The sequence below is a fragment of the Bacillus sp. JJ864 genome (assembly GCF_036963045.1).
Lineage (GTDB): Bacteria > Bacillota > Bacilli > Bacillales > Bacillaceae_G > Bacillus_A > Bacillus_A pseudomycoides_C.
On record NZ_JBALLY010000075.1, the window covers coordinates 1 to 23,543 of the forward strand.

At 38.2% G+C, this 23,543-nt stretch carries 17 protein-coding genes; 10 read left to right on the forward strand and 7 right to left on the reverse strand.

Annotated elements, in window-relative coordinates:
• The first annotated feature begins 380 nt into the window (after positions 1-380).
• From V7024_RS12645 to yhaM, 4 genes are all read left to right on the forward strand, one after another.
• Complete coding sequence (locus tag V7024_RS12645; RefSeq protein ID WP_335520383.1) at positions 381-2,858, forward strand: M60 family metallopeptidase; 2,478 nt, start codon at positions 381-383, stop codon at positions 2,856-2,858.
• 304 nt (positions 2,859-3,162) lie between these two features.
• Positions 3,163-4,404 carry a metallophosphoesterase family protein gene (locus V7024_RS12650; RefSeq protein WP_335520386.1) on the forward strand — a complete coding sequence of 414 codons (1,242 nt, stop codon included), beginning with the start codon at positions 3,163-3,165 and terminating at the stop codon, positions 4,402-4,404.
• Positions 4,401-7,229 (forward strand): ATP-binding protein, encoded by a 2,829-nt coding sequence (locus V7024_RS12655; protein ID WP_335520388.1) that lies wholly within the window; start codon positions 4,401-4,403, stop codon positions 7,227-7,229. The genes V7024_RS12650 and V7024_RS12655 overlap by 4 nt, the downstream gene beginning before the upstream one ends.
• A gap of 156 nt (positions 7,230-7,385) precedes the next feature.
• Positions 7,386-8,330 carry a 3'-5' exoribonuclease YhaM gene (gene yhaM, locus V7024_RS12660; RefSeq protein ID WP_335520391.1) on the forward strand — a complete coding sequence of 315 codons (945 nt, stop codon included), beginning with the start codon at positions 7,386-7,388 and terminating at the stop codon, positions 8,328-8,330.
• Between the two features lie 621 nt (positions 8,331-8,951).
• On the opposite strand, the gene V7024_RS12665 is transcribed toward yhaM, so the two are convergent.
• From V7024_RS12665 to V7024_RS12685, 5 genes are all read right to left on the reverse strand, one after another.
• Entirely contained in the window at positions 8,952-9,074 is a 123-nt protein-coding gene (locus V7024_RS12665; protein WP_335520394.1) for a hypothetical protein, read from the reverse strand.
• A 41-nt stretch (positions 9,075-9,115) separates the two neighbouring features.
• Positions 9,116-11,422, reverse strand: coding sequence for a glycoside hydrolase (locus V7024_RS12670; protein ID WP_335520397.1), 2,307 nt, complete (start codon positions 11,420-11,422; stop codon positions 9,116-9,118).
• Positions 11,423-11,524: 102 nt separating this feature from the next.
• Positions 11,525-12,922, reverse strand: coding sequence for a sensor histidine kinase (locus tag V7024_RS12675; protein WP_335520400.1), 1,398 nt, complete (start codon positions 12,920-12,922; stop codon positions 11,525-11,527).
• A complete protein-coding gene (locus V7024_RS12680) occupies positions 12,915-13,562 on the reverse strand; it encodes a response regulator transcription factor (RefSeq protein ID WP_335520402.1) in 648 nt (215 codons plus the stop codon). The genes V7024_RS12675 and V7024_RS12680 overlap by 8 nt, the downstream gene beginning before the upstream one ends.
• Before the next feature lie 398 nt (positions 13,563-13,960).
• Positions 13,961-14,851, reverse strand: a complete 891-nt coding sequence (locus V7024_RS12685) for a metallophosphoesterase (protein ID WP_335520431.1) — start codon at positions 14,849-14,851, stop codon at positions 13,961-13,963.
• A 794-nt stretch (positions 14,852-15,645) separates the two neighbouring features.
• Between V7024_RS12685 and V7024_RS12690 the strand changes: the two genes are divergently transcribed.
• Both V7024_RS12690 and V7024_RS12695 read left to right on the forward strand, forming a co-directional pair.
• Positions 15,646-18,033, forward strand: a complete 2,388-nt coding sequence (locus V7024_RS12690) for an immune inhibitor A domain-containing protein (RefSeq protein ID WP_335520407.1) — start codon at positions 15,646-15,648, stop codon at positions 18,031-18,033.
• Between the two features lie 235 nt (positions 18,034-18,268).
• The gene (locus V7024_RS12695) at positions 18,269-18,469 is read left to right on the forward strand and encodes a sporulation YhaL family protein (RefSeq protein ID WP_335520410.1); all 201 of its coding nucleotides are present in this window, start codon (positions 18,269-18,271) and stop codon (positions 18,467-18,469) included.
• Positions 18,470-18,534: 65 nt separating this feature from the next.
• Here V7024_RS12695 and V7024_RS12700 read toward each other — a convergent pair whose 3' ends face one another.
• Complete coding sequence (locus tag V7024_RS12700; RefSeq protein WP_335520412.1) at positions 18,535-18,948, reverse strand: VOC family protein; 414 nt, start codon at positions 18,946-18,948, stop codon at positions 18,535-18,537.
• Between the two features lie 52 nt (positions 18,949-19,000).
• On the reverse strand, positions 19,001-19,381 hold the full coding sequence (locus V7024_RS12705) for a hypothetical protein (RefSeq protein WP_335520416.1): 381 nt from the start codon (positions 19,379-19,381) through the stop codon (positions 19,001-19,003).
• 299 nt (positions 19,382-19,680) lie between these two features.
• Between V7024_RS12705 and V7024_RS12710 the strand changes: the two genes are divergently transcribed.
• The 4 genes from V7024_RS12710 (at position 19,681) to glpK (ending at position 23,412) form a co-directional block, all read left to right on the forward strand.
• The gene (locus tag V7024_RS12710; protein ID WP_335520419.1) at positions 19,681-20,109 is read left to right on the forward strand and encodes a VOC family protein; all 429 of its coding nucleotides are present in this window, start codon (positions 19,681-19,683) and stop codon (positions 20,107-20,109) included.
• A gap of 200 nt (positions 20,110-20,309) precedes the next feature.
• Positions 20,310-20,870 (forward strand): glycerol-3-phosphate responsive antiterminator, encoded by a 561-nt coding sequence (locus tag V7024_RS12715; protein ID WP_335520424.1) that lies wholly within the window; start codon positions 20,310-20,312, stop codon positions 20,868-20,870.
• A 216-nt stretch (positions 20,871-21,086) separates the two neighbouring features.
• Positions 21,087-21,908: an MIP/aquaporin family protein gene (locus V7024_RS12720; RefSeq protein ID WP_335520427.1), complete on the forward strand. Its 822-nt coding sequence runs from the start codon at positions 21,087-21,089 to the stop codon at positions 21,906-21,908.
• A gap of 13 nt (positions 21,909-21,921) precedes the next feature.
• Positions 21,922-23,412 (forward strand): glycerol kinase GlpK, encoded by a 1,491-nt coding sequence (gene glpK, locus V7024_RS12725; protein ID WP_335520428.1) that lies wholly within the window; start codon positions 21,922-21,924, stop codon positions 23,410-23,412.
• Positions 23,413-23,543: the final 131 nt, after the last annotated feature.

Genomic DNA, 23,543 nt, shown 5'->3' on the forward strand with positions numbered 1-23,543 from the left:
GGCCTTTTTCTGCCACATGTGAGATTTAAAATAAAGGGAGTGCAGGTCATGTTGGGGCCTCTATAATTCATTTTAAGTATATTTACTATGTTTATTATTTGAAAAAATATCATAATATTTTGATATTTACTTTTAAAATACATAATGTTTTAATAAAGACAAAAGTGTTACAAGAGAAACGATTCATATAGATTTTCTATGAACTTAAAGGAGAAATAAGTGCTGGAAGTTCGAAAAATTAAGAGGTTTTTCAGTGTAGCTTCTGCTGCATTTGTTACATGGCTAGGTTGCCATCAACTGAATAAAAGGAGTTCCTTAATTTTTAAAAATAGATGTGAAATCGTAATCCATTACATGAATGCAGCGAAGGGATGATTTATATGCAGAAAAAGAATCATGATATGTTTCAAAAGCCTATGAAAGTATTGGTGACGTCTACTATTTTGACAACTACATTATTTACACCTATCATAACGAACGGTTTGGCTGTTCATGCTGAAACAGTTGCTGGACAAAACACAAACCAATATGAACAGAGAGAGTTTAAACTTCCAGGTGCAGGTGATTTCTGGAGCGAAGCGGATAGAGAAAGAAGAGGTGCGCAAAAAAGCTTTATGCCAACAGGAATTTATGTGAAACCGAATGAACAAATTACAATTGAGGTATCGGGAACAAAAAAGATTAGAGCGATTATTGGAACGCATCAATATGATAAAGAGTGGGGAAAAGAATTTGATCTATCTCCTGGTTCTAACACGATTTCCTCGCCAAACGGTGGTTTATTAGGGTTTGATAACCCTCAAGATACAGGAACTGTGAAGGTAAAAGTCACACAAGGCGGGAGCCCTGTTCCATTCTTTGTACTAGGGAAGCATACGAAGAAAGACTGGATTGCCATGATGGACAAGTATCCAGATGCACATGCCGTTCAACTAAAGTCAGAGAAAGCGGCGCTTACTGTTACTCGAGATAGTGCGAAGAAATATATTGTAAATCAAGATCCTGTTCCTCTATTAGAAAGATATGATGAAATGATTCGAGCACAAGATAAAATATCAGGGTTATCTGAAACAAATCCAAATCCGTTACATCGAACAAAACGACGCCTTTGGACTTTTGTAGAAAACCCTAACAAACCAGAATGGGGTATGTATGCGTCTCTTGATGGAGCCGTATTTACTACTGCAGGTAACGCAATTGAAAGTGCTTTAAATGTAAATAAATTTGGATGGGGACAAATGCATGAAGCAGGACATGCAAGACAACAATACCCATGGACGTGGAATAATGACCTTAGAGGAATGACTGAAGTTACGGTTAACTTGTATTCTTTAGCTGCGCAAAAGCAATTATTCCCGAATCAACCGACACGTTTAGAAAAAGAGGGAGATTACGCTAAAGCCTTTAAATACTTAAAACAAACAGATAAAGACTATAAAAATATTGATGACTTGTTTGTAAAACTTGTGATGATTTGGCAACTTCAATTAGCATATGGTGATGATTTTTATCCAAATCTTCACAAACTATATCGAGAGTTACCAAAGGATCAACTTCCAAAAACGGATGAAGATAAAATACAAGCTTTTATTTACAATACATCGAAAATAGCGAAGCAAAACCTACTTCCATTTTTTGATCAATGGGGATTGAAAGCATCAGAAGAAACGCGCAAAAAGATAGAAGCCTTGAACTATCCAGTCTTAACTGCTCCGATTTGGGAAGCAACTGATTCGAAACCTGTTAAACCGAACGTTGAGGAACCGACAATTACAAAGCAAGTAAGTGACCAAGATGAAAAGGGTAAGACAGGTGTTGCTTTGCAGAATAAATATGAAGAATTTACATATGATGTGAAGGTATCACTTCCAGCAGAGGGAGTAGGATATAACACATTGCGTATTTATGATGATATCGAAGATGGAATCGAGATAGAGAAAGTAATGGTAGAAGATGACATAGGAACAGACATCAGTAGCTACGGTGAAATAAAAGTAGATAAAGCAACAGGTGCAGTGGAATTTAATTTTGCGAAAGACAAGATGAAAGATGTAGCAGGAAAAAATGTTTCTATGAAGGTGACTGGTAAACTAAAAGAGAATGCGGACCTTTCTAGCTATGGCGAAAGAATTATTCCAAATACAGCTAAAGTACAATGGAACGGTGAAGAAAAGGAAAGTAATCAAGTAACCGTAAAAGTTCCATTTCTTAAGTTAGGCGATCAAGTATGGGAAGATCGTAACCGAAACGGCATTCAAGATCAAGGTGAAAAAGGAATAGAAGGCATTCGTGTTCAATTGTTAAATAAAGACGGGAATGTATTAAAAGAAGTAAAAACAGATCAAGAAGGTAATTATTTGTTTGATGGGTTAACAGAAAATATATACCGTGTACAAGTAGAAGCGCTAAACGGTTATGTTTTTACGCCAAAACAAAGTGGACAAGATGTAATGGCTGATTCCAATGTAAGTGAGAATGGAGTAACAGATTATATTACTCTTTTAAATAACGATTTAACAATTGATGCAGGTGTATATAGAAATAGTAGTACAGAAACAAGTAACACAGAATCAGATAGCAAAGAATCAAATAACAATGAAACAAGTAACACAGAATCAGGCAGTAAAGAACAAAATAACAGTGAATCTAGTAATAAGGAATTAGATAACACAGAACAAAATAACAACGAATCTAGTAATAAGTCTTCCAGTACTAACAATAAACCTAAGACAGAGCAAACGATGAATAAAAAGGGCGTATTACCAAGTACAGGTTCGCAAATCTCTATTTTAAGTTTAGGTGGTGCTATGTTATTAGTGGCAAGTGCTATTTTTAGGAGAAAATCTACTGGGAAATAAGCTGAATTCTCGTAAAGAACGATAAAGAGAAGTTTCGTTGTTTTAAAATATTAGTTTGATGGGCATTGAGAGATGCCCATTTTTTTATGCACCTTTAATGCGGTTAAACAAAATAAAGTGTTAAAATAAAATGAAACTTTGCCTACTCGTGTGTCGAATGTGGTTGAGAGATCTTTATATTGTGTCGAAGCGCCGATAAATGTTGTATTTGCGCCGATAAATGATACATTTTCGCCGATATATTGTGAGTCGGCTCTATTCACGATAGATTGAGCAAAGTATGACGGAGAAAGGACGTTACGTTGTGAAAAAAGTAAAGTTTATTCATGCGGCAGATTTGCATTTGGATAGTCCGTTTAAAGGGATGGAACTGAATGTGCCGGCTTTTATATGGGAAAGAATGAAGGAAAGTACGTTTCGTTCGTTTGCACGCATTGTGGATAAAGCGATTCAAGAGCAGGTTGATTTTGTTTTGCTTGCGGGTGATTTGTATGATGCAAAGACGAGAAGTTTGCGGGCGCAGGTGTTTGTTCGTGAGCAAATGAAGCGTCTCGCGCAGTATGATATTCCGGTATATGTGATTCACGGTAATCATGATCATTTAGGCGGAAGCTGGGCGGCAATTGAGTTTCCAGATCATGTACATATTTTCACAGAGCCTTATATAGAAGAAAAATCATTTTATAAAAATGGGAAGCTGCTTGCCTCCATTTACGGATTTAGTTATCAGCAGCAAGCTGTGACGGATAATATGACAGAGCAATATAAAAAGATGACAGGTGCACCGTTTCATATCGGCATGCTTCACGGAAGTGTGGAAGGAGATGCGGAGCATAATCGGTATGCGCCGTTTCAAATTCGTGAGTTGAAGGAGAAAGGGTTTGATTACTGGGCACTTGGTCACATACATAAACGTGAAGTGTTAGCAGAAGAACCCTGTATTGTGTACCCCGGAAATATTCAAGGGCGGCACCGAAAGGAAACGGGAGAGAAAGGTGCGTACGTTGTTTCCTTGTCTTCGCAAGGGACAGAACTGACATTTTTCCGTACGAATGATGTGATTTGGAACGAGATCTCGATTCCTATTGATGAGTTAGAGACGGTCGATGATCTTATTCATGCATGTACAGAAAGCATGAACGGCGTGCGAAGAGAAGAGGAAGGTTTGCTTGTGACGATGACGTTTACAGGACAAGGTCCGCTTGCTTCTTATTTGCGTGATGAGAGGCGTGTAGAAGAAATTCTTCACATTGTCTCATCTAGTGAGGAACGCACTAATTTTGTACATGTTGTGAAATGGAAGAATGAAACGATTTCGTTTGCGGAAATTGAAAAGTTGAAGCAGGAAAATCATTTTATCGGGAATGTGCTGCAAGAGCTTGAATCCTTCTCAAGTATGGATGAAGTGCTGCGAACAATTTGGACTTCACCTATTGCGAGGAAGGTACTTCACTCATTTTCTGAGGAGGAAAAGAAAGAGATTCAAAAGGGTGCCGAGAATATTATTTTAGAGCAATTACTAGAGCAAGAAAGGAGTAAGGGATGAGAGTTGAGAAGCTTCATATTTACGGATATGGAAAATTAGAAAATGTCGAATTTCCCCTTTCTATGCTTACCGTGTTGTACGGGGAAAATGAAGCGGGGAAGTCGACGATTCGTTCGTTTATGAAGAGTATTTTATTTGGTTTTCCCACAAGGGGGCAGCGTCGTTATGAACCGAAGGAAGGCGGGAAATACGGCGGTGCGATTACGGTTTATACCGAGGAGTACGGCCGGTTAAAAATTGAGCGTCTTCCGAAAACGGTGGCCGGGGAAGTGACGGTTTATTTTGCGGATGGAAAAACAGGCGGTGAGGAAGTTTTAAAGCAGCTGTTAAAGGGTATGAATGAGCAGTTGTTTGATTCTGTGTTTTCTTTTGACATGCATGGACTGCAAAACATTCACCAAATTGGCGTGGGGGATATTGGCAATTATTTATTTTCCGCAAGTGCAGTTGGCAGCGACGGGTTGTTACGTCTGGAAAAAATGCTAGAGAAAGAAATGGAGCAGCGCTTTAAGCCAAATGGCCGCAAGCCGGAAATTAATGTGGCGCTGCAGGAGTTGAAAAAGCTGCAAGATCAGCTCGCAGATTGGCAAGGAAAAATTGCCGCGTATGAAGAACTTGTTGGTAAGAAAAAGAGTATGGAAGAGCGTCTTTCTATCATTCGCACTGAGCAGCAAGAAGCGGGGAAACGAAAGCAAGATTATGAAGTGTTAGAAGCGTTGCAGCCGCTCTTTTTAGAAAGGCGAGCGTGTGAACGATTTTTAGAACAACATGCAGCGCATAGGTTTCCAGTTGATGGTTTGTCGCGTTATGAAGGGATAAAAGTTCGGCTTGAACCACTGGAGCTTCAAGGAGAGGCGCTGCAAAAGAAATTAAATGGTGCACAGTTTGAAATAGAAGCATTGCAAGTAAATGAAGAATTGCTTCAGCAAGATATGTACGTAGAAGAGCTTCGTTTGCAGCATATGTCTTATGAAGCAGCGCTGCAAGAAGTGCGGGATTTGACGGGGCGCATTTTACATATAGAAGAAGAAATACAAGATTTGCAGCAGCAAATTGGCGCTACATTTGCGCGTGAGGACGTTCTTTCTTTCAATGTGAGCTTAGCGATGAAGGAAACGATTACGCAAATGGTGCAGCAGGCAAAAGAGTTAGAAAAACGAAAGCAACAGTTAGATGAACGATTTAAAACAGCGCAGGAGCAATTAGAAGAACAGGAAGAAACAGTGAAAAAGCTGCAGTCGCAAACATTGCCAGACCGGGAGCGGGAGCGCCATTTGCCAAAGGTGCAAAGTGCAGCGTCTCGGCAGAAGCGAAATCGCACTGCACCGCAGATGAATAAAATGGCGATGGTTTTATTCATTATGGATGTTTTGCTGTTGCTTGCTGGTGTTTTCATGGATAGTCGTAAGTTATTGTTTGCAGGAGTCTTTTTGTTAATTGGCCTTGTTGTTTTTTATGTGATGTATAGTAAAGGATCCGATGAACAGGAAAGTGATGAAGCGCTTGAACTTAAGTATCGCCTTGAGAAAGACGATGACGTGCGGAAGCTACTAGAGCGCGAAGAATTTAAGTTAAAGCAAATTGAGCGCGGGTATGACCGTGTTCTTTCTGAATATGATGAGTGGGAACGTGATCTGTTTGGCGTGAATGAGCAGGTAAAATTGTATAAAGAGACGTACGCATTGCCTCATAACTTTACGTACGCTCACATCTTGCCGGCATTTGAACGAATCGAAAAGATGCAGCAATTGTACCGCGAGTTAGCAAAGCAACAAGAACGAAAAGCACTGCAGGGAGACATGATTTCTCAATTTGAACATAAACTAATGAAGCTAACGGTTGTTACAGAAAGAAGCGTCGATACACCGTCGTTATTTTTGTATGGATTAAGTAAAGATGTGCAGAAAGAAAAGGAAAAGCAATTGCAAAAAAAGCAGCTGCTAGAAAAGGCTATGGCGTGGGAAGAAGAGTATGCCGCAGCGCACCAGCAAGTTCAACATCTAGTAGAAGAACGTCAGCAGCTTTGGGACATTGCCGCAGCAACTGATGAAGAGGTTTTTTTAACGGCGGCAAAGCAAGCGGAGCAGATTGAAGAGAAGCAGCAGCAATTGGATCGATTAATTCCACAAATGGATGTATTAGAAGGACGACTAATGACGTCAGCGTTAGAGAGCGGTTATCGTCTAGAAGGATATGAAGAAGAGCGGGAAAAAGAGCAGGAGCAAATAGACGAGCTAATGCGCGAGGAAAAAGAATTGACGCATACACTTGCCGCTCTGCGCCACGATATCGCGCAGTTAGAAGAAGGCCGGACGTACGGTGATGTTCTTCATGAGTGGGAACTGAAAAAATCACAAGTGCGTGAACAGGTGAAAAAGTGGGCGGCTTATGCGGCGGCAAAGGCGGTATTAAGTAAAACGAAGAAGTATTATCATGAAGTGCAATTGCCGCGTATTTTGCAAAAAGCAGAAGAGTATTTTGTCTATTTAACAGGCGGAAACTATGTAAAAGTCTTTTCGCCAGATGCAGAAGAACCGTTTATTGTAGAACGAAAAGATGGACTACGTTTTTATAGTCATGAATTAAGCCAAGCGACAGCGGAGCAGCTCTATTTATCACTGCGCTTTGCACTCGCGCATACGTTTGAAGGGCAGTATCCGTTTATTATTGATGATAGTTTCGTACATTTTGACGTGCTGCGAACAGAGCGAACCGTGCATCTCATGAAGGAATTAGCGAAAGAACGACAAGTGATTTTCTTTACTTGTCACAAGCATCTTTTATCTTTCTTTGGAGAAGGTGAAATTCAACGACTAAAGAAGTAAGGTAGTATAAATACAAATAGAAAAGGCGACATAAATCCCCTCTCTCTTGTTAGGTGGGCGAGAGCATCTGGCTATACTTAGCTGGGATTTATATGTTGAAAAATCCAAATGTATATGTGCTATACTAACTATATCGATGACGGTGGAGGAAAATATATGAAAAAGAAAATTGCACAGTACGAAGTTGGTGAGCAAGTCGATTTATTTTTAATGATTAAATCGGCAACGAAAGGGATTGCAAGTAACGGGAAACCATTCTTAACAGTCATTTTGCAAGATCAAAGCGGAGATATTGAAGCAAAGCTATGGGACGTGTCACCTGAAGTAGAGCAGCAATATGTAGCGGAAACAATTGTGAAAGTAGCGGGAGATATTCAAAATTATAAAGGCCGCATTCAACTTCGCCTCAAGCAAATTCGCGTGGCAAATCCAGGTGAAGTAAATGATATCTCTGATTTTGTGGAAAAAGCACCGCTTAAAAAAGAAGATATGGTCGAGAAAATTACACAATACATATTTGAAATGCGTAATCCTAATATTCAGCGTATTACGAGACATTTGCTGAATAAGTATCAAGGAGAATTTTTAGATTACCCAGCTGCAACGAAAAATCATCATGAATTTGTCTCAGGACTGGCATATCACGTTGTGTCGATGCTTGACTTAGCAAAAGCAATTGCAGCGCTATATCCGTCTCTTGATAAAGACTTATTGTATGCAGGCGTAATCTTACACGACCTTGGTAAAGTCATTGAGTTATCAGGGCCAATTTCCACAACGTATACGTTAGAAGGAAACCTACTAGGTCACATTTCTATCATGGTAAACGAAATTGGAAAAGCGGCAGACGAACTACAAATTGAAACAGAAGAAATATTAATTCTTCAGCACATCGTCTTATCACATCACGGCAAAGCAGAATGGGGCAGCCCGAAGCCGCCGCTTGTAAGAGAAGCAGAAATTCTTCATTATATTGATAACTTAGATGCGAAGATGAATATGATGGACCGTGCACTGAGCCGCACAAAACCAGGTGAATATACAGAGCGTGTCTTTGCGCTTGATAATCGTTCGTTTTATAAACCGACGTTTCATAATTAAAAGAAATGGGAAAAGAGCCGAATTTTTCTTAAACATAGAAAATTCGGCTTGTTTTATATCAAAATTTTTTTAGTGTATATGTCCGATAAGATGGAGAGGGGAATCCAAAATGAACTTCGAAATAGTTATAAAAAATGATTTGAGTCCCTAAGTGGTGGTGTCTCAATTATTATATTTATTGGACAGATGATGACGCCAAAATCGATTCTACCCCATGGCTATGTGGCGATCCCCCTTATAGGGCCTATACTTAATCTCGCTTATCGAAGAAAGCATTAATAGAAATCGTAAATTATTTTCTGCCCGATTATTATGTATACAGGGTAAAACAGGATTTGAACGCTGTTTCAAGAGAAATTGCATCCATGGAATCCAGCGATTTCATAAATTCTATATCTGACCTTGATAAAAAATATAACTTGACGATTATATATGAACCTATCAGCAATGATGTGGGAAGTTTCAACTGGTCGCTGCGTGAAATGGGCTGAAAATTTAACATACAGGGGCATTGTAGCAAGGGAACCAAATCACGTAATAAGCATTAGCGGACATTGATCATATATACTTATAAAGAAAGACCCTCCCAAATGGGGGGTCTCCTGACTTACAAATGAATTTTTACACCGGCTGCAGAAATACATAAACTCCTACAAATTTTATATACGTATACTCTTCATAAATAGTACGGGAAGCCACTATAACCATAATAATAAGAACCAAAATAGACACAATCCTTTTCATGGTTATCTCCTCCTTCTCTCCTTACACGAACAAAAATCATTTTAGTATTTCGATGCATCCCATACTTTTTTTGAATGCCCGTCATATATAACAGCTGTTTTTCCTTTTATCTCTTCGTTCTTATATTTAAACGATTTGTTTGAAAAATTCACAATGACTTTCAGATCTTCCCCGAACTCCGTACATTGAACCGAACGATCTTCAGAAAGAATCTTAAAGTTTGTTATTGGTTTTGTCACTGCTTTTTGATGGAAATCAGACCAGATGTTTACGTAAGAAACAATCATATCCTTATTGGCATTCCACATATCCTTGTCGATATGGTATAACGGTGGAACATTGTATAATAACTCGGACAGCATTCTATTTCCAACTTCATCTTTGATTTTCAAGCTTCCCCATTCCCAATGATGTGTCGTAATCATTGAATCATTGTATACAAGTTTATATAGAGGAAGAGAATATGCTGGGTCCACATAAATATGTTGGTACAACGGTTTGATTGGAACAGTCTTATTATACCGTTCAGGGATTGTTCCTTTTGATGCCCAGTAGTCGCCTACATAATATGGACTTGTTTTGTTCTTTCTCATGTCCTCATCATCCCATTTAATCACAGGTGTTTCAATACCATGTGCGAAAGTAATAACATTGCTTGCAAAATCATTACCACCTTCTGAACCAACTACCATATGCTTTTCTTTTCCAATATAGTCCATTCTTTGCAACCTTGCCTTCAAATCCTGTGCTTGCGTTGTAATATGGTCTGGAGAATAATCGTCATACACTTCACCGGTCGCGTCACAATCTACAAACCAGGAATTAAATGAAATACCGTTCTGCAAAATACTATCTGTACGTTGCTTCACACTAGGTAACGATAGAGTCGGATTCAGTTTTCTTCCTTTGCCTAAGAAACCTTTTATTTTTTCTCCATTCTTATTTGTAATGGTCGCCTTTTCGTATAAACTTTTATCTACAAAAGAAGCAGTGTTCCAATCTTTGCTTGCATTCTCCTGAATGGAATGATAAGAATCATAAGGACCAATAAGATATCCTAAATCATTTGCTTCTTTCACCATGCCCGGGTTCATTAAACCGTTTGACCAGTTTGGTAAGCCAATCCAAGCATGTTTGATTCCTGATTGGCGCATGTCCTCAATTAAATTAGTAGAATCCTGTTCGCCCCACTTCTCGATATCATCTACTGCATCCTTTAGCTTACTTTTTAGCAGTCGTTTATTCAGTGTATACAGTTCCTGTTCACTTAAATGAGAAATTCCTTTCTCCAACAATATTTTCGATTCGCGGTCCGTATCCGGGAATATTGCATCATTATAGAACTGATCTAGCTTCAGTACTTTATTAAGCGCATGAATAATTACATTTTCTTGATATTTATCAATATAGTCTTGTTTATTCAATTCGCTAATAGCTGTTTCAAACTCTGTAGAGCCATCTTCTGTTTGCTTCAGCAATTGTTCCATCCAAGCGATAAACGGTTCATCCAATTTACTCTTCAACTGATTCCAACGAATATTCTCCACTGTAATTGCATTCTCATTCCATAAATATATATGAGGAGCACCGTACAGTTTTTTGATGTTCGGATTTTCTTTCGCTTTCTCCGTAAGTGTTTTGAACTCTCCTTTCTCCTTTATATAGTTCTTATACACTTGAGCGATTTGAGAAGGGTCAGGATCCGTCACATATAATCTGAATCCATACTCCTTATTTGGATTAATTGATGGAAACTTATGAGTAAAGCTAAATTGTATATTACCATCCGTATTGAAATGGATGCTATCGTTAAACATATTGTCCGCAATATATACAATCGAATATTTAGACTTATCTAATGCAAAGAACCTCATAGAAAAACTTTCAATAAATGAAAACTCTTCATCCTTCAAGAATTCTTTCCAATATGGGTCATCGGCTGGTATACGCTTTCCTTCCCATAGGGGTAAAGTATAACTGTTTGCACTTACTTTTGGCCATTCGAATTGCTTTGCCCCATCTGATTTCAGTGTAATATCCAAATAATATTTCTTTTTCTCTACCTTAATTTCCATCTTATCGTCTGGATAGCTCCACGATACAAGGCGGTCTGTCTTTTTTACATCCGCAACCTTTTTCTTTGGAACAGGAAGAGAAGCACTTTCCTTTACGCCATCCTTCTCCAATATGATTTCACCAGTTTCTGGTGTAACATCAAATGAGAAATCGCTGAATTGAAAGCTATGTGTCTCATTTACCTTCTTATTTTTGTCCTTTGCACAATATACAGCGAGTGGCGTAATAAGCAATGAAATAGAAATAATCGCATAAAAAATGGTTTTTTTCATCTTGTAAACCTCCTTCTGTCACCTACTATAAGTTCACATTGTGACACTAATGTTACAAACTCGGTGAAATAACAAAAAAGTAGCTACCCATTTCACATATGGCTAGCTGCTTTTTTTATCGGAAGAGACACTTTTCGGAAAACAAATATAAAATTGAATGATGTCTTCATATAGGGACACACCGTAATTAAATTGATGGCGGTTCAGAATAGACTGGACAATTGTTAATCCTAGACCGGTGCCAGATCTATCTTTGCTTCGTGAAGATTCAGTCACATAAAAGGGCTCCCAAATATTTTCGCTCTCCGTTTCCTTCATATTCGTACCGTTCTCCACTATGAAAAGAATCCTATCCTTCTTTTCTTCAAATCGTATATCAATTCTCTTATTCTGTGTGTACTTGATGGCATTACTAAGCAGATTGTTTAGCACCTTCTCAATCTTGCTGCGGTCTGCTGTGATCCATAACGGCTTATCTGCCTGTTGGATCGCAAGATTAATTTCATTGAGCCGAATTTCAATTGCATGCTTCGCCAAACAATGCTGAAACAAAGCTAGCAAATCAAACGACTCCTTGTGTAATTCTTCCCGTTCTATCCTTGAAAATTCGAGCAATTCGTCTATCAACGCAGATATATTATCAGTTTGTTTCAATATTGTATGAACATAAGTGCCATCATCTAGGCCGTCTTGAATGCCTATGGAATATGCTTTAATCAAAGATAGGGGTGTTTTTAGCTCATGCGTAATATCTGACATGAACAGTTTTAAGTTTTTGTTTCTTCTATTTAAATCCTCATGCGCCGCTTTCAGCGCATCACTCATTACATTAATACTATTGGCTAGCTCTTCGATTTCATCATTTGTCCGTATATCAGTTTTTTTGAAATCTAGCATGGCGATATTTTTAGAAATATCCGTCAGTTCTTGTAAAGGACTTGTAATTTTCCGCGACCATCCCCATACTAACGCAACGAGGACAAGAATAGCGAAACCAAGGACATACAAGGTAAACGTATTAATGATATAGGCCGTTTCGTGAAAGTGGACGATAGATACTCCCACGATGATAAACAAGCCGTCCTTCTCTACAAAGCTTGTTAAAAAGCCAGATTTCAATTTCCCTTGGTCGTATAGCTTATTTACACGGGTTCCGGTTTTCACGTCTCGTAAAGTTTCCTTCGTAATCCAAAACTTATTCAATGTCATCTGCTTTTTTGCTAGCTGTGAACGTAGCGACCAATTGAAACTTGCCTCGTCACTACTGATGGGCTCATATACAATTGTCAAGTTATGCTTTTTCTCGAGGTCCGCCACGGAATTTATGAAATCGTTGTATTCCATAGATGTAATTTCTTTTGAAATGGCATTCAAATCCTGTTTCACTCTGTGTACATAATAGCGGGGCAGAAAATAGTTGGTAATCAACATAGAGAACGCAAAAATACAAATAATACAAACAGAGATGGTAACGGCAAATTTTCTCCCGAGTCTATTCATGTCCTTTCTCCATGCTATATCCCATACCTCTATGCGTCTTAATTAAATCCGCACCTATTTTTTCTCTCAATCGTCTCACATGGGTATCCACTGTTCGTTCTTCACCGAAATAATCAATCCCCCATACAAGATCCAGCAAATCTTTGCGTGACAAAATACTCCCTTGATTCCGTAAAAAGCAGGTCATAAGCTCAAACTCTTTCTTCGTCACTTCTAAATCTTCATCATCTTTATAGATTTTCTTCGCCTGCATATCAACTTTAATATCGTGTATATATATGACCTTATCCTCTTTCAGCAGTTTTTTTGCCCTCGTTAGCAAAATGCCTGGATGAAACGGCTTTTTCACATAATCATCCGCACCAGTGTTCAACGCCATCAGCTCATCTTCATGTTCGCTTTTTGCTGTCAATATTAATACTTTTGCGTCGCTATGCTTTTTCACTTCTTTGCATACACTAAGCCCATTGACACGGGGCATCATCCAGTCCAAAATCAATAAATCAATTTTCATTTCGTAAAATATATCAAGAGCCTGCTCTCCATCTTCAGCGAGAAACACATGATAACCTTCTCGCTCAAAATAAGCTTTTAAAATTCGCAGCATATCTTTTTCATCATCTACAATCAATACGTTCATAATTTCCTCCGTCGATATCATATATAAAATTTAATAGTCGTTTTCTTCTTATCTTTCCAAAAGATAATTTTAAATTCAATTGAGTTCTACGTCACTTATTTCATGGTGCTCTCTCCCATATTGATTTCATTTTCTATATCATTTTTTGACAGAAATCCTGAGGCATTGTCATCAAGTTAAGATTCTAGACGGCCTTCAAAATGAAGATTAGGTGCCTTTTTTAATAATAAGACTTACTTTTATTATTTTGGGGTAATTCGTTTTTGTCAGCAGGATTCCCTAAGTAAAACCAGATTTTAAATGTAGCAAGGTTAAATTTTCCATTTCCAACAAATCTTTCGTTTCTCTCTCATAAATGTCTCAAAATTCTTGTGAATATCTTTTATTTTAACTTAGCGTTATGAATTTCTTAATGAAAAGACAGAGAGTTCTGGCCTACTCAAAAAACGCAAAGGCATTCTTGTTGTACCAATACCACGATTTACATACAGTTGTAACGTTTTTATTTTTCCTTGTAATGAATATAATCCTTCTATATATCGTTCTGCTAATTTAGTAGTGATGATAGGGCCAATGAATGGAAGTTGTACTTGTCCTCCATGACTGTGACCAGATAGTTGAACATCAACTGGATATGCAAGAACTTCTTCTACCGTATCTGGTTCATGCACTAACAGTATGTTAAAATCTTTTTCTTGTAGTTTCTGAAGGGTTTGCTGTACTTTAGGCTTGCCAAGTAAAAAGTCATCTAAACCGGAAATGGTAATGTAATCCCCATTGTTTGCCCTGATTTTTTTCGTTTCATTGACTAAAACAGTGAAACCAGCGCCTTCCATATACTGTTTGTACAAATACCCTCCGCCTCCTCCACGGTCATGATTACCAAATACCGCATATTTTCCAAGAGGAGCATGAATTTGCGACAAAATCGTTTGTGTTTCTTTTCTTTCGGAACCATACTCTGCAAACTTATCAATTACATCACCTGTAAAAACTACAATGTCGGGTTTCAATTCATTTATTTGCTCAACTAGCATTTTCTGCTGCTTATGAGAAAAATCAGGTCCAAAATGTGTGTCGGAAAACTGTACAATTTTTACACCTTGAAATCCTTTGGGAATATTAGGGTTTTTGATATCAGTTCGCGTAATAGACAATGATGTGGGTTCAAAATAAAACGCATATAAATAAGCAGCGATTGGGAAAATGAAGATTATAAGGAAAATGACACATATTCGCTTAAGCTTCCATGGGAATATTCCTCTTTTTGATTGTTTCAAAGAAGGGATTAACTTTGCTATTAATACTCTATTTTTATTGGTGTGTTCTAAATTAACTTTCACATGTCACCTCTGTACTTATCATAAAAATGATTATTTAAGAACTGTTATAGCATTTTTATGTTACAGGTATGTGTCTTTTTGTAGATCTATATGAAAGAGATTCAAATCATTTCTCAATTAATAATCTGTTTAACAATGTAAAGAATAAAAATTTAAGTATATCCCACTTCATCAAACTCATTTTCTATACTATTTTATCCCGCTATTCGTGGGCAGTAAGACCCCCACCTCAAGGTTCAGAGAGAAGCATTGTCCAGCTCTAGCGACTAGAATCTCCGGTCGTTTCGTCCCCTCGGAAGAGGCAAAAAGCGCCTCTCTGTCAGGGGCACAGGAGTCCTGCGATTCTGAGCGAGCCGCTTCCGCTTTTATAAAGAAGATAGGTGGGGGATAACTGCCCAGCTCTCTAGATTAGGTAGAAGAAGGTCGAGATAAAAACTGGAACAATCAGTGAAGGGATAGTATGTGTACCAATATAGGTGTATTTGTATGTTTTTGAGATTATATTTCACAATTTTTATAGAGTTAAATAAGGAAGTACTTTGAATAACTTTAGAATTCATTCACATAAGTGAAATGTATCTAAAACAACGCAGATTATTTTTCTATTTTAATATAATTTAGGGTTTTTATTTTTCTGTATATTACAAAAATATTGAAAATTACACCAATCGATAATAATATATAAATATCGACAAAAAGGGAAGAGTCGATAACTTATACATAATAGGGGAGGGAATACGTTGAAAAAGAACAGAAAATTAAAAACTTTTTCAGTGTTGGCAACTGGGGCTATGCTAAGTTCTATGTTTGCTTTCGGTGGTCATGCTGCTTATGCAGAATCACCATCAGCGTCATCTAGTTTCATAGATGAGCATTTAATACCAGAGGATCGCTTGGCGAATGCGTTGAAGGAGCGCGGGGTTATTGATCCTTCTGCATCACAAGCCGAAACGGCAAAGGCTGTAGAGAAATATATAGAGAAGAAGAAAGGCGAAAATCCTGGAAAGGAAACAACGCCAGAAGACAGCCTTACGCAAGAAGCTACTGACTTTATGAAAAAAGTAAAAGATGAAAAGATGAAAGAGAAAGAGCAGCAGAATCAAAAAGAGAATGGTGCAGGAAATGGACAAGTACCTGGATTAAATTCTGGAAAGCTAAATGGGAAAGTGCCAACTTCTTCAGCGAAGCAAGCACATTATAACGGTTCTGTGCGCGAAGATAAAGTTCTTGTGCTTCTTGTAGAATATAGTGATTTTAAACATAACAATATCGATCAAGAGCAAGGATATATGTATTCAAATGATTTTAATCGTGAGCATTATCAAAATATGTTATTTGGTGATGAGCCGTTTACATTATTCAATGGCACGAACATTAAAACATTTAAGCAATATTATGAAGAGCAATCAGGCGGCAGCTATACAGTTGATGGAACTGTAACAGAATGGTTGACTGTTCCAGGGAAAGCAGCTGATTACGGCGCTGATGCTGGCAGCGGTCATGATAATAAAGGACCTTTAGGACCACGTGATTTAGTAAAAGACGCGTTAAAAGCAGCGGTGGAAAAAGGAATTAATTTAGCTGATTATGATCAATTTGATCAATATGATTATAACAACAACGGTAATAAAAATGAGCCAGATGGAATTATCGATCATTTAATGGTTGTTCACGCTGGTGTTGGTCAAGAAGCTGGCGGTGGAAAGTTGAAAGATAATGCAATTTGGTCTCACCGTTCAAAACTTGGTGCAAAACCTTATGCAATTGATGGAACGAAATCATCTGTACAAAGATGGGATGGAAAGATGGCTGCATACGATTACACAATCGAGCCTGAAGACGGTGCAGTTGGTGTATTTGCTCATGAATTTGGTCATGATTTAGGTTTACCAGATGAGTACGATACAAAGTATTCAGGACAAGGTGAGCCGATTGAAGCTTGGTCTATTATGAGTGGCGGCAGCTGGGCTGGAAGAGTTGCTGGAACAGAACCGACAAGTTTCTCTCCGCAAAATAAAGAGTTCTTCCAAAAAAATATGAAGGGTAACTGGGCAAATATTGTCGAGGTAGACTACGATAAACTTCGTGGTATCGGGTCGGCGACGTATTTAGATCAAAGTGTTACGAAATCAAAACGTCCAGGAATTGTTCGTGTAAATTTACCTGATAAAGAAGTGAAAAACATTGAACCTGGTTTTGGAAAGCAATTTTACTATAGTACAAAAGGAAATGACATCCACACAACATTAGAAACGCCATTATTCGATTTAACAAATGCAACGACTGCAAAATTTGATTACAAAGCATTCTATGAATTAGAAGCAAAGTATGATTTCGTTGATGTATATGCGATTGCAGAAGATGGAACGAAAACAAAGCTTGATAGAATGGGTGACAAAGACATCAAGAATGGTATGGATACAACAAATGATAAGTGGATTGATAAATCTTATGATTTAAGTCAGTTCAAAGGCAAGAAAGTAAAATTACAATTCGACTATTTAACAGATATTGCTGTAGCTTACAGAGGATTTGCGCTTGATAATGCTAATTTAACGGTAGATGATAAAGTTGTATTCTCTGATGATGCAGAGGGACAACAAAGCTTTACTTTAAAAGGCTTTACTGTTTCTAATGGAATTGAATATAAGAAAAATAACTACTATTTAGAGTGGAGAAACTACTCTGGTTCTGATGAAGCACTGCAATATGGACGCGGTCCAGTTTACAACACAGGACTTGTTGTATGGTATGCAGACCAAAGCTTCACAGATAACTGGGTTGGCGTACATCCAGGTGAAGGATTCCTTGGAGTAGTAGATTCTCATCCAGAAGCAATTGTAGGAACATTAAATGGTCAACCGTCTGTGAAAAGTAGCACGCGTTATCAAATTGCAGATGCTGCGTTCTCATTTGATCAAACACCAGCGTGGAAAGTAAATTCACCATCACGCGGAGTATTTGATTATAAAGGATTACCAGGTGTGGCGAAATTTGATGACTCTAAAGTATACATGAACACGTTAATTCCAGATGCAGGACGAAAAGTTCCGAAGCTGGGACTGAAGTTTGAAGTAGTAGGTCAAGCTGATGATAAGACTGCAGGAGCAGTTTGGATTCATCGTTAAGTTCAGAAGATAAACTTATGCATATTTGTTTACTGTAATTTATGTGCAACTTAGAAATAAGAGTAGGTATTTTAACTACTCTTATTTCTTTTGTTTTTGTACTTACAACTAGTTTTATCTCACCTTAATGAGCAGTAAGACTTCGCTGATAGAATAAATATAGTAGTCATAAAATCTCCCTTTCTTTCATACAGTGAAACTAACAAAGCTTGTCTGATGAAAGGAAGGAACTCGAATGCAAACTTTACCATGGTGGATTTATCTCATTATTATTGGAATTGTTGTGAGTGGTTATATGGTCTTATACACGTCCAAAAAAGAGCAAGAAATGGATAATGAGTTTATTGAAAAAGAAGGCGAAGTTTATATGAAACGCCTCGCGGAAGAGCGCGAGCGACGTAATCAAGAAAGTGATAAGGATTCTGTTTTACTTTAATAACTACGAAAGAGGATGCGTAGCCGAACGGTTACCATCCTTTTTCTGTTGTGATGCTTTACCAGTTATTTTGTACTATTAAGTCTCGAAATTCTTTTCCCATCTTTATAGTCAAGGCAAGAAACCTCAATCATCAATCCATTAAACACTGTAAAGTAGAAGCCATAACTATTCCCTCTCATCTTATAAGGTTCTTTATCTATTTCAATCCCGCCCTCTATTAAGCGGTTATATACTTGATCAACTTCAATTGGTTCTTCTACTAAGAAACCAATATGAAAAGCTTCTGGGTATGTCGCATCTTTTCTATCTTTAAACGCTTTTGGATCACTTAATACAAGAATAAATCCATTATTATCACTCATCACTACAAGAGCTTTTCCTTTCGCTTCTAAAAATTGAAAATCAAAAAATGTTTCAAAAAAATTTCTTGCTTCCGATAAGTCATTCACACATAAGTTCAAATGATTCAGTTTCATCTGCTCATCTCCTTTTAAACGGGATAGCATCAAGAACATGCGGATTTCTAGTTTATTTCATATAGATTACGACAAGCATCCATAAAGCTAACGCACTAATAATAGCAAGTACTATACGAGTAGATAGTATTCGTACTTCGAAGTCGGTTTTCTTAGATGGTTCTGGGTATGCAATGATGTAAATTCCCTTTAATAGCGCGAGCCATGCAATGATTGTGATGAATCCTTGCCAGTTGAGTGCCCATACATTATGCAGGATAATAGTGCCTAGCCCTAAAAAAATCGATAGAAAGCCATACATAATTCCAGATCCTCTGTCTACGACTACTAATTTTTTCAGCTCACGCAGTACCGATGGGCGTACGAAAAGTATTCCTGATACGATAACAATCACCCATCCCCAAAACAGTCCGAAAAAGGTACTAGCTTCCATTCCTATCTCACTCCTTTCAATTATATTTATATTTCAGGCATTTCTACCTTTAGAACATTTTCATGTATAAGCGAAAGGATATTGTGAATTTATACATAAGGAGTCTATGGTGTGAGTACTTTAAAAGAAGATGGGGTAGCACGAAATTCGAGCGGAGTTATAAAAAAAAGATGTCGATTTTTTTATTGCATGAACGAAGTAGAATAGTTCCATAAACATGTAATATATGATAAAATGACAGAAACATATGTTCTATATTCAACTACATATGTTAAACATTTTAGAAAGAGGTGCTTGTGATGATTTTAGGTATTAACCCGTATTTAGTGACGAATGGTGATGGACAAGAGGCTGTTAAGTTTTACGAACATGCATTGGATGCAAAAGTTGTAAGCCTTCAAACATTTGGAGACATGCCGGAAAATCCGGAATTCAAGGTTCCTGCTGAGGCGAAAGACCGTGTGTTACATGCGCATTTGAAAATTGGCAATACGGATTTGATGATCTCTGACACATTCCCAGGTCAGCCGCAGCAAGTTGGATCGCAAGTGTCTATCGCTATTCACATACAAAATGCAGAAAAATCACAAGAAGTGTTTGAAAAATTACAAGACGGTGGCCAAGTTATAATGCCACTTCAAGAAACGTTTTGGAGTCCATCATACGGCCAGGTCAAAGACAAATTCGGCGTAGAGTGGCAAGTTTCAACACAAGGCGCTAATATGTAAGTCATTGTACGGGACTGACGATCAGTCCCGTTTTTTCGTGTTCACAGATATCGGCGATTCGACACGAAATAAAGACCTTTCGACAGAGTTCGATACAAAAGTCACCAAACCCAGCTGGAACGAAAAAGGTCCCATCTTTTCTTTTTCCTTAATTTGTGTACTATAAGAAATAGGAAGATACAAAAAAAGGGGATTTTCGTATGGAATTTCATGAACAAAAAATATTACCAGCGGTTCGGCAAATTAAAGATTTAGAGAAACTATTGCATAGTTCCTATGAGTATATCGTTATTCTTGATATTCATGTTGCTCAGCTGAAAAGTGTTATTACTCTTGCAAGGCAGTATTGTAAAAAAGTCTTTTTGCATGTGGATTTAATTCACGGCTTGCAAAGTGATGCGTATGCAACGGAATATATATGTCAAGAGTTTCGCCCGTACGGGGTGTTATCTACGAGGTCTAGTGTGATTATGAAAGCGAAGCAAAAAGGTGTTGTTGCGATTCAACGCGTTTTCTTAATTGATACTAGTGCAATGGAAAAGAGTTGTGCCCTTTTAGAAAAGACAAAGCCAGATTACATTGAAGTGCTGCCAGGGGCTTTAGTGGATGTCATTACGGAAGTGAAAGAGCGGACTGGATTATCGATTTTAGCAGGCGGATTTATTCGTAGTGTGGATGATGTGGAAAGGGCTCTAGCAGCTGGTGCGACAGCGATTACAACGTCGAAGAAAGAGTTATGGAAACATTTTCATAAAAAGTGACAAAAATATGAAAAAACTAATTGACACCGCTTACAAATGAGTTTAACATTATAGACAAGTTAATAAACGTGACGGAGAAAAGAAGAGATCCACATTTCATTGTTTCTATGATTCTATAGAAGCGTGCATTTGTGGATTTTTTTCTTTTGAAAATGAATGGCTATTCAATTTTTCTCTATCACTGAGGGTGTTTTAATTTGAGCATGGAGGGGTTATATGTCACCATTTTTAGGGGAGTTAATAGGGACAGCATTACTAATCATTCTTGGCGGCGGCGTTTGTGCTGGTGTCAGTTTGAAGAAATCATTTGCACAAAACTCAGGATGGATTGTTATTACAATGGGATGGGGCTTAGCGGTTTCAGTGGCTGCTTATGCAGTTGGATCGATTAGCGGAGCGCATTTAAATCCAGCAGTAACAATTGGTTTAGCGTTTAAAGGAGCATTTCCTTGGAGCGATGTACCTATGTTTATTGCAGCACAAATGATTGGAGCAATGATTGGGGCATGTATTGTATACCTACATTACTTACCACATTGGAAAGAAACAGAAGATGCTGGAACAAAATTAGGCGTATTTGCGACAGGACCAGCAATTCCAAACACATTCGCAAACCTTTTAAGTGAAATCATTGGAACTTTTATTCTAGTATTTGGTATTTTAGCAATTGGAGCAAATAAGTTTGCAGACGGTTTAAATCCGTTCATTGTAGGTTTCTTAATCGTAAGTATTGGTTTATCATTAGGAGGGACAACTGGTTACGCGATCAATCCAGCACGTGACTTAGGACCTCGTATTGCACACTTCCTTCTTCCGATCCCAGGAAAAGGCGGATCGAATTGGAAATATGCATGGATTCCAGTAGTAGGACCGATTTTAGGCGGGTCATTAGCGGGATTATTCCATCAAGTTGTATTTGAAGGAAAGCAAAACTCAGCACTTATCTATGTAGTTATTGCAACGGTGATTGTTCTAGCAATCTCTTATATGACAAGCAAACAGAGCGGGAAAAATACAAATAGTAGAAGAGTAGCATAAGGGGGAAATAAACATGGAAAAATTTATTCTTTCATTAGACCAAGGAACAACGAGTTCACGTGCGATTCTTTTTAATAAAGAAGGTAAAATTGTACATGTTGCGCAAAAAGAATTTACACAGCATTTTCCAAAGCCAGGCTGGGTTGAGCATAGCCCACAAGAAATTTGGGGATCAATCTTAGCGGTTATTGCAACTTGTTTAAGTGAAGCAGAGGTAAAACCGGAGCAAATCGCTAGTATCGGGATTACAAACCAACGTGAAACAACAGTTGTATGGGAAAAAGAAACAGGAAAACCTGTATACAATGCAATCGTATGGCAATCTCGTCAAACAGCGGAAATTTGTGACGAGTTAAAAGAAAAAGGCTATAGCGATATGGTTCGCGAAAAAACAGGTCTTTTAATTGATGCATACTTCTCTGGAACGAAAGTAAAATGGATTTTAGATAACGTAGAAGGCGCAAGAGAGAAAGCAGAACGCGGCGAGTTATTATTCGGAACAATTGATACGTGGCTTGTATGGAAATTATCTGGCGGCAACGTTCACGTAACAGATTATTCGAATGCATCTCGTACATTAATGTATAACATTCATGAGTTAAAATGGGACGAAGAACTTCTTGATATGTTAACAGTACCAGCAAGCATGCTTCCAGAAGTACGTCCGTCTTCTGAAGTATACGGTCATACAGTTGATTATCATTTCTTCGGTCAAAATGTACCGATTGCGGGTGTTGCGGGTGACCAACAAGCGGCATTATTCGGTCAAGCTTGCTACGGTGAAGGTATGGCGAAAAATACATACGGAACAGGCTGCTTTATGTTAATGAACACAGGTGAAAAAGCAGTAGCATCTGAGCATGGTCTATTAACAACAATCGCATGGGGCTTAAATGGAAAAGTAGAATACGCATTAGAAGGTAGTATTTTCGTAGCGGGATCTGCTATTCAATGGCTTCGTGATGGACTGCGTATGTTCCAAGATGCAAGCGACAGTGAAGCATATGCAGCGCGCGTTGAGTCAACTGAAGGCGTATATGTTGTACCTGCATTCGTTGGTCTTGGTACTCCGTACTGGGATAGTGAAGTGCGCGGTGCGGTATTCGGGTTAACGCGTGGTACGACGAAAGAGCATTTTGTTCGTGCAACGCTTGAATCGCTAGCATATCAAACAAAAGATGTATTATGTGCGATGGAAGCTGATTCTGGCATCGAGTTAAAAACATTACGCGTAGATGGCGGTGCAGTGAAAAATAACTTCTTAATGCAGTTCCAAGGCGACATTTTAGGTGTGCCAGTAGAGCGTCCAGAAGTGAACGAAACAACAGCATTAGGAGCAGCATATTTAGCTGGTCTTGCGGTTGGTTATTGGAAAGATCAAGAAGAAATCGCAGCGCAGTGGAATATGGATAAGAGCTTTGCACCAGCGATGGAAGCGGGTACAAGTGAAGAGCTATATGCTGGCTGGAAAAAAGCAATTGAAGCAACAAAAGCTTTTAAATAATGGTAAACAGTGTTACAATAATGATAAGTTAATAATTCGGTAGGAGATTTGGAGAGACCACAACACGCTATAGAAGCAATTCTATGGTGATGTTCGTGGTCTCTTTTTTTCGGCGTGCCCAGCTAAGCTGG

What these genes read in the sequence shown, in the direction of transcription:
- V7024_RS12645 (WP_335520383.1), top strand. Translation starts at nt 381, where the DNA reads ATGCAGAAAAAGAATCATGATATGTTTCAAAAGCCTATGAAAGTATTG.
- V7024_RS12655 (WP_335520388.1), top strand. Translation starts at nt 4,401, where the DNA reads ATGAGAGTTGAGAAGCTTCATATTTACGGATATGGAAAATTAGAAAAT.
- yhaM (WP_335520391.1), top strand. Translation starts at nt 7,386, where the DNA reads ATGAAAAAGAAAATTGCACAGTACGAAGTTGGTGAGCAAGTCGATTTA.
- V7024_RS12665 (WP_335520394.1), bottom strand. Translation starts at nt 9,074, where the DNA reads ATGAAAAGGATTGTGTCTATTTTGGTTCTTATTATTATGGTTATAGTG.
- V7024_RS12670 (WP_335520397.1), bottom strand. Translation starts at nt 11,422, where the DNA reads ATGAAAAAAACCATTTTTTATGCGATTATTTCTATTTCATTGCTTATT.
- V7024_RS12675 (WP_335520400.1), bottom strand. Translation starts at nt 12,922, where the DNA reads ATGAATAGACTCGGGAGAAAATTTGCCGTTACCATCTCTGTTTGTATT.
- V7024_RS12680 (WP_335520402.1), bottom strand. Translation starts at nt 13,562, where the DNA reads ATGAACGTATTGATTGTAGATGATGAAAAAGATATGCTGCGAATTTTA.
- V7024_RS12695 (WP_335520410.1), top strand. Translation starts at nt 18,269, where the DNA reads ATGCAAACTTTACCATGGTGGATTTATCTCATTATTATTGGAATTGTT.
- V7024_RS12700 (WP_335520412.1), bottom strand. Translation starts at nt 18,948, where the DNA reads ATGAAACTGAATCATTTGAACTTATGTGTGAATGACTTATCGGAAGCA.
- V7024_RS12705 (WP_335520416.1), bottom strand. Translation starts at nt 19,381, where the DNA reads ATGGAAGCTAGTACCTTTTTCGGACTGTTTTGGGGATGGGTGATTGTT.
- V7024_RS12710 (WP_335520419.1), top strand. Translation starts at nt 19,681, where the DNA reads ATGATTTTAGGTATTAACCCGTATTTAGTGACGAATGGTGATGGACAA.
- V7024_RS12715 (WP_335520424.1), top strand. Translation starts at nt 20,310, where the DNA reads ATGGAATTTCATGAACAAAAAATATTACCAGCGGTTCGGCAAATTAAA.
- V7024_RS12720 (WP_335520427.1), top strand. Translation starts at nt 21,087, where the DNA reads ATGTCACCATTTTTAGGGGAGTTAATAGGGACAGCATTACTAATCATT.
- glpK (WP_335520428.1), top strand. Translation starts at nt 21,922, where the DNA reads ATGGAAAAATTTATTCTTTCATTAGACCAAGGAACAACGAGTTCACGT.